This window comes from Streptomyces chumphonensis (assembly GCF_014779715.1).
In the GTDB taxonomy this organism is placed as follows: domain Bacteria; phylum Actinomycetota; class Actinomycetes; order Streptomycetales; family Streptomycetaceae; genus Streptomyces; species Streptomyces chumphonensis.
In genome coordinates this window covers 1,088,204-1,100,792 of sequence record NZ_JACXYU010000001.1, presented here as the reverse complement: position 1 = coordinate 1,100,792, position 12,589 = coordinate 1,088,204, and the positions used below count along the sequence as shown (strand labels likewise).

11 protein-coding genes are annotated in these 12,589 nt (G+C 73.2%); 6 read left to right on the top strand and 5 right to left on the bottom strand.

All coding sequences use genetic code 11. The features are described from left to right. Positions 1–82: 82 nt before the first annotated feature. The 3 genes from IF129_RS04600 to IF129_RS04590 are packed head-to-tail and all read right to left on the bottom strand — an operon-like array spanning position 83 to position 3,352. The gene (locus IF129_RS04600) at positions 83–991 is read right to left on the bottom strand and encodes a carbohydrate ABC transporter permease (protein WP_191208067.1); all 909 of its coding nucleotides are present in this window, start codon (positions 989–991) and stop codon (positions 83–85) included. Positions 992–1,001: 10 nt separating this feature from the next. After that, positions 1,002–2,003 carry a carbohydrate ABC transporter permease gene (locus IF129_RS04595; protein WP_191208066.1) on the bottom strand — a complete coding sequence of 334 codons (1,002 nt, stop codon included), beginning with the start codon at positions 2,001–2,003 and terminating at the stop codon, positions 1,002–1,004. A gap of 8 nt (positions 2,004–2,011) precedes the next feature. Then, positions 2,012–3,352 carry an ABC transporter substrate-binding protein gene (locus IF129_RS04590; protein ID WP_191208065.1) on the bottom strand — a complete coding sequence of 447 codons (1,341 nt, stop codon included), beginning with the start codon at positions 3,350–3,352 and terminating at the stop codon, positions 2,012–2,014. Positions 3,353–3,750: 398 nt separating this feature from the next. On the opposite strand from IF129_RS04590, the gene IF129_RS04585 reads away from it, so the two are divergent. Together IF129_RS04585 and IF129_RS04580 are read left to right on the top strand one after the other, a co-directional pair. Beyond that, positions 3,751–4,323 (top strand): M23 family metallopeptidase, encoded by a 573-nt coding sequence (locus tag IF129_RS04585; protein ID WP_191208064.1) that lies wholly within the window; start codon positions 3,751–3,753, stop codon positions 4,321–4,323. 114 nt (positions 4,324–4,437) lie between these two features. Then, a complete protein-coding gene (locus tag IF129_RS04580; protein ID WP_191208063.1) occupies positions 4,438–5,049 on the top strand; it encodes a dihydrofolate reductase family protein in 612 nt (203 codons plus the stop codon). A gap of 66 nt (positions 5,050–5,115) precedes the next feature. On the opposite strand, the gene IF129_RS04575 is transcribed toward IF129_RS04580, so the two are convergent. After that, positions 5,116–5,805, bottom strand: coding sequence for an SACE_7040 family transcriptional regulator (locus IF129_RS04575; protein ID WP_381480313.1), 690 nt, complete (start codon positions 5,803–5,805; stop codon positions 5,116–5,118). Positions 5,806–5,898: 93 nt separating this feature from the next. Here IF129_RS04575 and IF129_RS04570 point away from each other — a divergent pair, with 93 nt between their 5' ends. Genes IF129_RS04570 through IF129_RS04555 form a run of 4 tightly spaced genes read left to right on the top strand, consistent with a single transcriptional unit; the run spans position 5,899 to position 11,706 of the window. Continuing rightward, positions 5,899–7,515, top strand: a complete 1,617-nt coding sequence (locus IF129_RS04570) for a carboxyl transferase domain-containing protein (protein ID WP_191208288.1) — start codon at positions 5,899–5,901, stop codon at positions 7,513–7,515. Between the two features lie 47 nt (positions 7,516–7,562). Then, positions 7,563–9,596, top strand: coding sequence for an acetyl/propionyl/methylcrotonyl-CoA carboxylase subunit alpha (locus IF129_RS04565; RefSeq protein WP_191208287.1), 2,034 nt, complete (start codon positions 7,563–7,565; stop codon positions 9,594–9,596). Further along, positions 9,593–10,537, top strand: coding sequence for a hydroxymethylglutaryl-CoA lyase (locus IF129_RS04560; RefSeq protein ID WP_191208061.1), 945 nt, complete (start codon positions 9,593–9,595; stop codon positions 10,535–10,537). The genes IF129_RS04565 and IF129_RS04560 overlap by 4 nt, the downstream gene beginning before the upstream one ends. 5 nt (positions 10,538–10,542) lie before the next feature. Beyond that, positions 10,543–11,706 (top strand): acyl-CoA dehydrogenase family protein, encoded by a 1,164-nt coding sequence (locus tag IF129_RS04555; RefSeq protein WP_191208286.1) that lies wholly within the window; start codon positions 10,543–10,545, stop codon positions 11,704–11,706. Between the two features lie 76 nt (positions 11,707–11,782). Here the strand turns inward: IF129_RS04555 and IF129_RS04550 are convergent, their stop codons facing one another. After that, positions 11,783–12,547 (bottom strand): class I SAM-dependent methyltransferase, encoded by a 765-nt coding sequence (locus tag IF129_RS04550; protein ID WP_191208060.1) that lies wholly within the window; start codon positions 12,545–12,547, stop codon positions 11,783–11,785. Positions 12,548–12,589: the final 42 nt, after the last annotated feature.

Below are 12,589 nucleotides of genomic sequence, written 5' to 3'. Positions count from 1 at the left end.
GGTGGTCGGAGGGTCGGTCTCGGGGGATCGGCGCGGGGCGGCCGGGCCCGGGGGGCGGGCCGCGGGCGGGGTGGCCTGGTCCTCAGCCCTTCACGGCCCCCTGCATGATGCCGCCGACGATCTGCTTGCCGAACACGGCCAGCACGAGCAGCAGGGGCAGCGTTCCCAGGAGCGCGCCGGCCATGATCACCGACTGGTCGGGGATGTAGCCGCGCCCCAGGCCCGTCAGTGCGACCTGCACGGTCGGGTTCTGCTGGGTGAGGGCGATGATCGGCCAGAAGAAGTCGTTCCACGCCATGACGAACGTCAGCATGCCGAGGACGGCCATCGCCGGGCGGGCCACGGGGAAGACCACGTGCCAGACGATGCGCAGGCTGTGCGCCCCGTCCACCCGGGCCGCCTCCACCAGCTCGCCCGGCAGGGCCTGTGTCAGGTACTGGCGCATGAAGAACACCCCGAACGCGCTGACGAAGGTCGGCAGGATGACGGCCTGGAGCTGGTTGGTCCACTCCAGCTCCGCGATGGCCATGAACAGCGGCACGACGCTGAGCTGCGGCGGCACCATCATCGTGCCGATCGTCAGCATGAGCAGGGCGGTGCGGAACCGGAACCGCAGCCGGGCGAAGGCGAACCCGGCGATCGTGCCGAACAGCACCGTGCCCAGCGCGATCGATCCGGCCACGAACGCCGTGTTGAGCAGTGCGAGGCCCAGGTTGGCGTCGTGCCAGGCGATGTCCAGGTTCCTCGGCAGGTTGGAGCCGAACCAGAACGGCGGCGGCGACTCCGCCAGCCGCGTGTTGTCGCGGGAGGCGGCGACCGCCGTCCACACCAGCGGGAACAGCGACACCACCGTGACGAGGGCGATGAGCGCGTAGGCGAGCCGGCCCGCGTGGAACTGCCCGCCCGCCCCCTTCGCCCGGGGACGACGCCCGGCCCTCGGCCGGTCACCGGCCGGCGCCGGGCGTGCCGGGGCGTCCTTGAGCAACGTCATGACCGGCTCCTCACTGGCTCTTCCGCAGCCGTCGCGCGACCAGCAGGTTGACCAGCGCGATGAGCAGCAGGATCAGGAACATCATCCAGGCGATGGCGGAGGCCCGCCCCAGGTGCAGGTTCACCCAGCCCTGTTCGTACAGGTACAGCCCGAGCGTCTGGTACTGGTGGTTGATACCGCCCGCCGCTCCGCCGCCGGAGCTGAACAGCAGCACCTCGCCGAAGAGCTGCGTCGCCCCGATCGTCGAGACGACGACGGTGAACAGGATCGTCGGACGCAGCGAGGGCACCGTCACGTGCAGGAACTGCTGCCAGCGCGAGGCGCCGTCCAGCGCCGCCGACTCGTACAGGTCCCGGGGCACGGCCTGCATCGCGGCGAGGTAGATCAGCGTGTTGTACCCCGTCCAGCGCCAGATCACGATCGTCGAGACGGCGAACTGCGAGGTCCAGGTGCCGTTCTGCCAGTCCACGGCGTCGATTCCGACGAAGCCCAGCGCCCAGTTGATCATGCCGTAGTCGCGTCCGTAGAGCATGACGAAGACGAGCGTCGCCGCCGCCACGGACGTCGCGTACGGCGCGAGCATCACGACCCGGAAGAACGTGCTGCCGCGCAGCCGGTAGTTGAGGACGTGGGCCAGCCCCAGCGCCATGAGCAGCTGCGGGACGGTGGACAGCACCCCGATGGTGAAGGTGTTGCGCAGGGCGTTCCAGAAGAACTCGTCCTCCAGCAGCCGGGTGAAGTTGTGCAGGCCGGCCCACTCCATCTCGGTGGGCGCGGTCAGGGACACCCGGTGCAACGACGCCCAGCCGGTGTAGAGCAGCGGGAAGAGGCCGAAGGCGCCGAAGAAGAGGAAGAACGGCGCCACGAACGCGTACGGACTCCACCGCACGTCGCGCTGGTAGCGGCGGCTGCGGCGGGCCCGCCGCCGCTCCTGGGCCGTCGGCCGCTCCTCCGGCGGGGCCGCGCCGCCGCCGGGGCGGGGCGGCGCGGCCGGCGTACCGGTGGTGGTCATGCCGTTCCTCACTCGTCGAGCGCGTTGTCGACGGCCTTGACCGCCTCCTGCCAGGCGTCCTCGGGGGAGAGGCCCTTCTGCTCGACCTGGCGGACGCCGCTGCGGCCGATGTTCTCGGCGATGATCTGGTCCTTCGGGCCGATGATCTGCGTCGGGATGTCCTGGGCGGCACGGGCGAAGATCTCGCCGATGGGGGCGTCACCGAAGTAGTCGTGCGTGGCGTCGGCGACCGCGGGCGTCTCGTAGGAGGCGGGGGCGCTGGGGAAGCTGCCGCGCTCCTCGAAGAGCTTCGCCTGCTGCTCGGGGGCCGTCAGCCACGCGACGAACTTCGCGGCCTCCTCCTTGTTCTTCGCCGTCTCCGGCACGCCGAGGAAGGACCCGCCCCAGTTGCCGGGGCGCGGGGCGTCGGCGACGTCCCACAGGTCCGCGCTCTTGTCGCCGCCCTTGTCCTGGATGTAGCCGAGCATCCAGGCGGGGCACGACAGCGTGGCGAACGTGCCGTTGTTCATCGCCTTGTCCCACGGTGGGGTGAACTGCTCGTGCCGGTCGGTCATCCCCGCCTCGGCGGCGGCCGTGGCGATGTCCCATGCGGCCCGCACGTCGGGGTTGTCCTTGTAGACGACCTCGCCGTCCTCGTCGTAGTAGCGGCTCTCGGAGGAGGAGATGGCGGCGCTGTAGAGGCCGGAGGCGGAGTCGACCCAGGCCACGTCGTCGGGTCCGTCGGCCATGAACGCCTCACCGGTCTCCAGGTACTTCTCCCAGTCGCCGGCCCACAGCTTCGACACCTCCGCGCGCTCGGTGGGCAGCCCGGCGGCCTCGAAGTGGTCCTTGCGGTAGCAGATGGCCATGGGGCCGATGTCGGTGCCGAGCGCGATCGTCCTGCCGTCGGCCGTGGTGCCCTGCTGCCACTTCCAGTCGAACCAGTCGCCCTGGTCGACGCCCTCCTGCCCGCCGAGGTCGACGAACTTGTCGGCCTGGGTGGCGGTCACCTCCGCGATGTTCGCCACCTCCACGGCCTGGACGTCCGCGAGGCCGCTGTTGCTCGCGAGCCGGGTGAGGAGCTGCGGGTAGTAGTTCTCGTTGCGCTCGACGACGCTCTGCTCGATCCTGACGCCGGGGTTGAGCTTCTCGTACTCCTCGTACAGCCCGGCCTCCTGGAACCCGAACGTGCCGAACAGGCCGACGTTGAGCGTGATGTCACCGTCCGAGGCGCGGCCGGTGTCGGAGTCCGAGCCGCCGTCGTCGGCGCACCCGGCCAGGAGCGAACCGGTCACCAGGGCGGACACGCCGATCGCGGCGAGCCGGGTGGGACGTCTGGTGCTTCTGCGGGCTGTGCCGTTCGTGGCCATGCGCGCCGTCGCTTTCTCCCGACCGTGCGGGACGTGAGGGTGAAGAAGGGGTGCACGTGCTTGAGAGCGCTCTCAAGAGTGATGTGCCGAAGAGATTTCCGGAGGACGGCGAACGTGTCAAGGCATGTGACGCGACTGCGGCTTCGGCCCGCTCCCCGGCCCGCCCACCGGGCGGGTCCCGAGGGGCGGTACCGCGCGGGCGCCCGTCCCAACGGCGGTCATTCCCGTGCCGTCTGACGGTGCGGCGGCCAACGCCGTTGAGAGGGGTCCCGCCGCCGCCCGGGGGCGGCGACGGCCCCACTACGCCGTTCGGTCGGTCCCGGCGCGGCAGAAGGTGCGTGCGGGGTCCGCCCTGGTCATCCTCGCAGTGACAGACGTCGAGGCGAGGAGGCGACTCCATGGCGCACACCCGTGGCACGCAGGTCCCCACACCCATCTCCCGGCGGGGGCTGCTGCGCGGCGGCACACTCACGGCGCTCGGGTGCGTACCCGCGCTGGGCGTCGCACACCTGGCCTCCGCCGGGGAGGACGGCGCCCGCGCGCGCCCCCGCGCGGCGGGGGCGCCCTACTCCCGGCCGCTGAACGGCCGTCACCGGGTCTCCGCGCACTACGGCATCCCCGGCGACTGGGCCGCCGGCCACCACACCGGCATCGACTACGCCGTCGACAGCGGGACCCCGGTGTACTCGGTGGGCACCGGCACCGTCGACTTCGCCGGGGACGGCGGCGACTACGGCGACATGATCGTCCTGCGGATGGCGGACGGCCATTTCGCCCTGTACGCGCACCTCTCCCGGGTGGACGTGCGGCCCGGCGAGCGGGTCTCGGGCGGCGACCTGGTCGCCCGAAGCGGCGCCACCGGCCGCGTCACCGGCCCGCACCTGCACTTCGAGGTCCGCACCACCCGCGAGTACGGCAGCGACGTCGACCCCGTCGCCTACCTCGCGGACCACGGCGTCAACATCCTGTAGTTCGCACGGCGGGGCGCGGACCCCGGAACCGGTGGCCGGTGTCCGATGAGTCCCCGCGCCGCCGGACGTCGGTACAGGAGAACGGACACCCCGCCGAAGAGAGAGTGGTGCGCGATGAGGCTCGTACTCCAGACCTTCCTGTCCCTGGACGGCGTCTACCAGGGCCCGGGCTCGCCGGAGGAGGACACCAGCGACGGGTTCACCCGGGGCGGCTGGCTGGTGCCGCACATGGACGAGGAGTTCGAACGCCGGGTCGGGACGTGGCTCGGCACCGCCGACGCCTTCCTCTTCGGCCGCCGCACCTACGAGAACTTCGCGCGGGACTGGCCGAGGATGACCGACCACCCGTTCGCCGACGTCCTCAACGGCTCGCCCAAGTACGTCGCCTCCCACACCCTGACACGGGCCGACTGGAACCCGACCACGATCCTGTCCGGCGACGTCCCCGCCCAGGTCGCCGAGGTGAAGCGGCGGCCCGGCCGCGAGCTGCAGATCCACGGCTGCGGGCGCCTGGCCCAGTCCCTCCTGGGCGCCGGTCTCATCGACGAACTGCGCCTCGTCATCGCCCCGGTGGTCGTGGGCAGCGGGCGCCGCCTCTTCCCGGACGGCGGAGCCCCGGCCGGTCTGCGGCTCCTGAGCAACTCCACGACGCCCGGGGGCCTGGCGATCCACGTCTACGAGACGACCGGCCGCCCGGAGTACGGGACGTACGGCGCCGAGGCGTAGGCCCCGCGCCGGACGGCGGGGCCCCGGGGTCGTCCGGTGGGGGCGGCGCCGGGGCCGGGGCCCGCGTCAGTCGGGGCGGATGCCGTCCGGGGCGGTGCCGTTCCGGACGGCACCCGCCGCGAAGGCGCCCCGGGCGAGGCGGTGCAGCAGGGCGGCCGTCACGGCCTGGTCGGGCAGGGCGGCGGGGCGGCTGAGGCGGGGGGTGGAGTTGAGCAGGCCGAAGACGGCGTGCACGGCGGTGCGGGCCTCGGCCTCGTCCAGCTCCGGGTGGACCTCGCGGACCACCGACACCCACAGCTCCACGTACTCGCGCTGGAGGCGCCGGACGCGCTTGCGGTCGGCGTCGCGCAGCCGGTCCAGCTCGCGGTCGTGCAGGGTGATCAGCGCGCGGTCGTTGAGGGCGAAGTCGATGTGCCCGGCGATCAGGGCGTCCAGCGCCTCGGTGGCGGGGGCGTCGGCGGCGACGGCCTCCGCGAGCCGCATCCGGCCGCCCTCGTGCAGGCGCTCGCTGATGCCGACGAGCAGCTCGGCGAGCATGGCGTCCTTCCCGGCGAAGTGCCGGTAGAGCCCGGGGCCGCTGATGCCCACGGCGGCGCCTATCTCGTCGACCCCCACGCCGTGGAAGCCGCGCTCGGCGAAGAGTCGAGCCGCTTCGCGCAGGATCTGGTCACGTCGGCTGAGCGCCCCGGAGGGGCTCGGCGCGGGGGAGGCCGCGCCGTGGGGCTCCGTGGGGGTCTCGGTGCTCATGGGGGCAATTCTAGACAGCCCGGTTAGCGGACGTTAACCTGAGGAGCGAGGTTAACGAACATTAACCGCAGGACCGCAACCGTGAGCAAGGGGGCTCAGGGCATGCAGCAGGCACCGCCGCTGGCCGGCGCCGTCGACCCGGCGTCGCCGGCCTGGCGCACGAACGAGGCCGCCCACCGGGAGCTGGCCGCAGAGCTTCGCGAGAAGCTGGCCGCCGCCCGGCTGGGCGGCGGGGAGCGGGCCCGCGCCCGGCACACCGCGCGCGGCAAGCTGCTGCCCCGCGACCGGGTGGACGGGCTGCTCGACCCCGGCTCCCCCTTCCTGGAGCTGGCCCCGCTGGCCGCCGACGGGATGTACGACGGGCAGGCCCCGGCCGCGGGCGTCATCGCCGGCATCGGCCGCGTCAGCGGGCGCGAGGCCGTCATCGTCGCGAACGACGCCACCGTCAAGGGCGGCACGTACTACCCGATGACGGTCAAGAAGCACCTGCGGGCGCAGGAGGTGGCGCTGGAGAACCGGCTGCCCTGCCTCTACCTCGTGGACTCCGGGGGCGCGTTCCTGCCGATGCAGGACGACGTCTTCCCCGACCGCGAGCACTTCGGGCGCATCTTCTACAACCAGGCCCGCATGTCCGCCCGGGGCATCCCGCAGATCGCCGCCGTCCTGGGCTCCTGCACGGCCGGCGGCGCCTACGTCCCGGCGATGAGCGACGAGGCCGTGATCGTCCGGAACCAGGGCACGATCTTCCTCGGCGGCCCGCCCCTGGTGAAGGCCGCCACCGGCGAGGTCGTCACCGCCGAGGAGCTGGGCGGCGGCGAGGTGCACACGCGCACCTCCGGCGTCACCGACCACCTCGCCGAGGACGACGCCCACGCCCTGCGCATCGTCCGCAACATCGTCGCCACCCTGCCCGCGCGGGGCACGCCGCCGTGGACGGTGGAACCCGTCGAGGAGCCCGCCGTCGACCCGGCCGGGCTCTACGGCGCCGTCCCCGTCGACTCCCGCACGCCCTACGACGTCCGCGAGGTCATCGCCCGCGTCACCGACGGCTCGCGGTTCCAGGAGTTCAAGGCCGAGTACGGGACGACGCTGGTCACCGGCTTCGCGCGCATCCACGGCCACCCCGTGGGCATCGTCGCCAACAACGGCATCCTGTTCTCCGAGTCCGCCCAGAAGGGCGCGCACTTCATCGAGCTGTGCGACCAGCGCGGCATCCCGCTGCTGTTCCTCCAGAACATCTCCGGCTTCATGGTCGGCCGCAGCTACGAGGCGGGCGGCATCGCCAAGCACGGCGCGAAGATGGTCACCGCCGTGGCCACCACACGGGTGCCCAAGCTGACCGTCGTCGTCGGCGGCTCCTACGGCGCGGGCAACTACTCGATGTGCGGCCGCGCCTACGGCCCCCGCTTCCTGTGGATGTGGCCCAACGCCAAGATCTCCGTCATGGGCGGCGAGCAGGCCGCCTCCGTCCTGGCCACCGTCAAGCGGGACCAGCTGGAGGGACGCGGCGAGGAGTGGAGCGCCGAGGACGAGGAGGCGTTCAAGGCCCCCGTCCGCGCCCAGTACGAGACGCAGGGCAACGCCTACTACGCCACCGCCCGCCTGTGGGACGACGGCGTGATCGACCCGCTGGAGACCCGCACGGTCCTCGGCCTGGCCCTGACCGCCTGTGCCAACGCGCCCCTGGGCGACGGTGGCTTCGGCGTCTTCCGGATGTGAGGGGAGCACAGATGACACCGAGGACGACTTCCGGCACGGCCCCGCGCGTGTTCGACACCGTGCTGATCGCCAACCGGGGCGAGATCGCCGTCCGCGTGATCCGCTCCCTGCGCGCCATGGGCATCCGCTCGGTGGCCGTGCACAGCGACGCCGACGCCGACGCCCGGCACGTCCGCGAGGCCGACACCGCCGTCCGCATCGGCCCGGCCGCCGCGAACGAGAGCTACCTGCACGTGGAGCGCCTGCTGGACGCCGCGCGCGTCACCGGCGCCCAGGCCGTCCACCCCGGCTACGGCTTCCTCGCCGAGAACGCCGCCTTCGCCCGCGCCGTCACCGACGCCGGGCTGGTGTTCATCGGCCCGCCCGCCGACGCCATCGAGCTCATGGGCGACAAGATCCGCGCCAAGGAGACGGTGCAGGCCGCCGGGGTGCCCGTCGTGCCCGGCTCCTCCGGCTCCGGCCTCACCGACGCCCAGCTCGCCGACGCGGCACGCGGCATCGGCATGCCCGTGCTGCTCAAGCCCTCGGCGGGCGGCGGCGGCAAGGGCATGCGCCTGGTGCGGGACGCCGCCGTGCTGGAGGACGAGATCGCCGCCGCCCGGCGCGAGGCCCGCGCCTCCTTCGGCGACGACACGCTCCTCGTGGAGCGCTTCATCGACGGCCCCCGGCACATCGAGATCCAGGTCCTCGCCGACGGCCACGGCAACGTCCTGCACCTCGGCGAGCGCGAGTGCTCCCTCCAGCGCCGCCACCAGAAGATCATCGAGGAGGCCCCCAGTCCGCTGCTGGACGCGGCCACCCGCGCCGCGATGGGCGCGGCGGCGGCCGACGCCGCGCGGGCCTGCGGCTACCGGGGCGCGGGCACGGTGGAGTTCATCGTGCCGGGCGGCGACCCGGGCGCGTACTGCTTCATGGAGATGAACACCCGCCTCCAGGTCGAGCACCCCGTCACCGAGCTGATCACCGGGCTGGACCTGGTGGAGTGGCAGGTCCGCGTGGCCGCCGGGGAGGCGCTGCCCCTCGCCCAGGACGACGTCACCCTCACCGGGCACGCGGTCGAGGCCCGCATCTGCGCCGAGACGGCCCGCGTCACCGGCGAGCGGGTGGACTTCCTCCCCTCGGCCGGTACCGTGCGCCTGCTGCGCGAGCCGGCGGGCGACGGGGTGCGAACGGACTCCGGGCTCACCGAGGGCACCGAGGTCGGCACCACCTACGACCCCATGCTCGCCAAGGTCATCGCGTACGGCCCGGACCGGCCCACCGCGCTGCGCCGCCTGCGCGCCGCCCTGGCCGACACCACCGTCCTCGGCGTCGACACCAACACCGCCTTCCTGCGCGCCCTGCTGGCCCACCCCGACGTCGTCGCCGGCGACCTCGACACCGGCCTCGTCGACCGGGACGCCGCCTCCCTCGTGCCCACCGGGGTGCCCGACGAGGTGTACGCGGCGGCGGCCCTGCTCGGGCAGGCGGCCCTCGCCCCGCGCCCCGACGCCGGAGGCTGGACGGACCCGTTCGCCGTACCCTCCGGCTTCCGGCTGGGCGGCGAGCCCGCCTGGACGGTCCACCACCTCAAGGCGCCCGGCCACGACCCGGTGACGGTCCGGGTGCGGGCGGCGGGCGACGCGGCGCAGGTGCGGGTCGGGGACGCCGAGCCCGTCCACGCCCGACTCGCCGCCGTGGAGCCCGGCCGCGTCCAGCTCGCCTGGGCCGGCGTCACCCACCGCTTCCACCACGCGGGGGACGGCGGCCTGCACTGGCTCGGCCGCGACGGCGCCGGCTGGGCCGTGCACACCCACGACCCGGTCGCGGCGGCCCTGCGCGGTGGCGCCGGGGCGGCGGGCGCCGACGCCCTGACGGCCCCCATGCCCGGCACGGTGACCGTCGTCAAGGCGGCGGTGGGCGACACCGTCGAGGCGGGCCAGGCCCTGGTCATCGTCGAGGCCATGAAGATGGAGCACGTCATCTCCGCCCCGCACGCCGGGACCGTCACCGAACTGGACGTCACAGCGGGCAGCACCGTCGCCATGGACCAGATCCTGGCGGTGGTGGACCCGCACGGGACGGGAGGAGAGGACGCATGACCGACGGACTGCCCATGCGCGTACCGGCGGCCGGTCTCCCGGCCCGCGTCCGCATCCACGAGGTCGGGCCGCGCGACGGGCTGCAGAACGAGCAGGCCGTCGTCCCCGTGGAGGTGAAGGCCGAGTTCATCCGCCGGCTGGCCGCCGCCGGGCTCACCACGGTGGAGGCCACCAGCTTCGTCCACCCGAGGTGGGTGCCGCAGCTCGCCGACGCCGAGCGGCTGTTCCCCGAGGTCAGCGGCCTCGCGCCGGACGTGCGCCTGCCGGTCCTCGTGCCCAACGAGCGCGGCCTCGACCGCGCCCTGGCCCTCGGCGCCCGCGACATCGCGGTGTTCGCCAGCGCCACCGAGTCCTTCGCCAAGGCCAACCTCAACCGGACGGTCGACGAGGCGCTGGCCATGTTCGCACCCGTCGTCGCCCGGGCCAAGGACGCCGGGGCGCACGTGCGCGGCTACCTGTCCATGTGCTTCGGCGACCCCTGGGAGGGCCCCGTCGCCCTGGACGACGTCGTCCGCGTCTGCCGGGCCCTCGCCGACCTGGGCTGCGACGAGCTGAGCCTCGGCGACACCGTCGGCGTCGCCACCCCCGGCCACGTCGCCGCCCTCCTCACCGCGCTCACCGACGGCGGTCTCCCCGTCGACCGGCTGGGCGTCCACTTCCACGACACCTACGGCCAGGCCCTGTCCAACACCCTGGCCGCCCTCCAGCACGGCGTCACCACCGTCGACGCCTCCGCCGGCGGGCTCGGAGGCTGCCCCTACGCCAAGAGCGCCACGGGCAACCTCGCCACCGAAGACCTCGTCTGGATGCTGCACGGCCTGGGCATCGAGACGGGCGTCGACCTCGGCCGCCTCACCGCCACCAGCGCGTGGATGGCCGACCGGCTGGGCCGCCCCAGCCCCTCCCGCACCGTTCGTGCCCTCTCCCACAAGGAGCAGTGACCACCATGTCCCTGGACCACCGCCTCACTCCCGAACACGAGGAACTGCGCCGCACCGTCGAGGCGTTCGCCCATGACGTGGTCGCGCCGAAGATCGGCGACTTCTACGAGCGGCACGAGTTCCCCTACGAGATCGTCCGCGAGATGGGCCGCATGGGCCTGTTCGGGCTGCCGTTCCCCGAGAGTTACGGCGGCATGGGCGGCGACTACCTGGCCCTCGGCATCGCCCTGGAGGAACTGGCCCGCGTCGACTCCTCGGTGGCCATCACCCTGGAGGCCGGGGTCTCCCTCGGCGCCATGCCCGTCTACCGGTTCGGCACCGAGGAGCAGAAGCGCGAGTGGCTGCCCCGGCTCTGCTCCGGGGAGATGCTCGGCGCCTTCGGCCTCACCGAACCGGAATGCGGCTCGGACGCCGGGGGCACCCGCACCACCGCCGTCCGGGACGGCGACACCTGGGTCATCAACGGCACCAAGTCCTTCATCACCAACTCCGGCACCGACATCACGGGCCTGGTCACCGTCACCGCCGTCACCGGCCGCAAGGACGACGGCTCGCCGCTGATCTCCTCCATCCTCGTACCCTCCGGCACGCCCGGCTTCACCGTGGCCGCGCCGTACTCCAAGGTCGGCTGGAACGCCTCCGACACCCGCGAGCTGTCCTTCGCCGACGTCCGCGTCCCCGTCGCCAACCTGATCGGCGAGGAGGGCCGGGGCTACGCCCAGTTCCTCCGCATCCTCGACGAGGGCCGCATCGCCATCGCCGCCCTCGCCACCGGCCTCGCCCAGGGCTGCGTCGACGAGTCCGTGCGGTACGCCCGCGAGCGGGAGGCGTTCGGCCGTCCGATCGGCACCAACCAGGCCATCCAGTTCAAGCTGGCCGACATGGAGATGCGTGCCCACACCGCGCGCCTCGCCTGGCGCGACGCCGCCTCACGCATGGTCGCGGGGGAGACGTTCAAGAAGGAGGCGGCCATCGCGAAGCTGTACTCCTCCGAGATCGCCGTCACCAACGCCCGCGAGGCCACCCAGATCCACGGCGGCTACGGCTTCATGAACGAGTACCCCGTCGCCCGCATGTGGCGGGACTCCAAGATCCTGGAGATCGGCGAGGGCACCAGCGAGGTCCAGCGCATGCTGATCGCCCGCGAACTCGGCGTCGAGGCCGCCTGACCCGCCTCGTTCCGCTTCCGACGACCCGCCGCCTCCGCAGCCGACCGCCCCCTCGGCAGCGGAGGCGGCGCGCGTCCTACGCGCCCCCGGGCTTGCGCGCCTCGACGAGGGTCCGGGTGGAGTGGGCGACGAACGGGCCCTCGGCCTCGATCCTCCCGTGCAGCTCACGCAGGCGGTCGCGGTGCTGCTCGACGGTGAACCCGGGCACCGTCCAGATCACCTTGCGCAGGAAGTAGACCACCGCTCCGACGTCGTGGAACTCCATCCTCAGCCGCTCCGTGCGCAGGTCGACGACCTCCAGCCCGGCGGCACGCGCCGCCGCACCCTCGTCGTCGGGGTGCCGCCTCCGGCGCGCCTCGGGCTGCGGCCCCAGGAAGTACTCCACCACTTCCCACACGCTCGCGGGGCCGACGTGCTGGGCGAAGTACGTCCCACCCGGTCGCAGCACCCGCGCGATCTCCGACCACCAGACCGTCGCCGGATGCCTGCTGGTCACCAGGTCGAACGCCGCGTCCGCGAACGGCAGCGGCGGCTCGTCCGGGTCGGCGACGACCACGACCCCGCGCGGGTGCAGCAGCCTGGTCGCCTTGGCGACGTTCGGCGGCCAGGACTCCGTCGCGACCATCGTGGGCGGCAGCCTCTCCGCCCCGGCCAGGACCTCACCACCACCGGTCTGCACGTCGAGCGCCGCCGACACCCCGGCGAGCCGCCGACTCATCGCCCGCTGGTAGCCCCACGAGGGGCGTTCCTCGGTCGCCCGCCCGTCGAGCCAGGAGAAGTCCCAGCCCTCCGTGGGGGCCGACTCGGCCTCGGCGACGAGCTCGGCGAAAGAACGTGACATTCCGCCATCATCACCCCCGGGTCAGCCGGACGCACACGGATT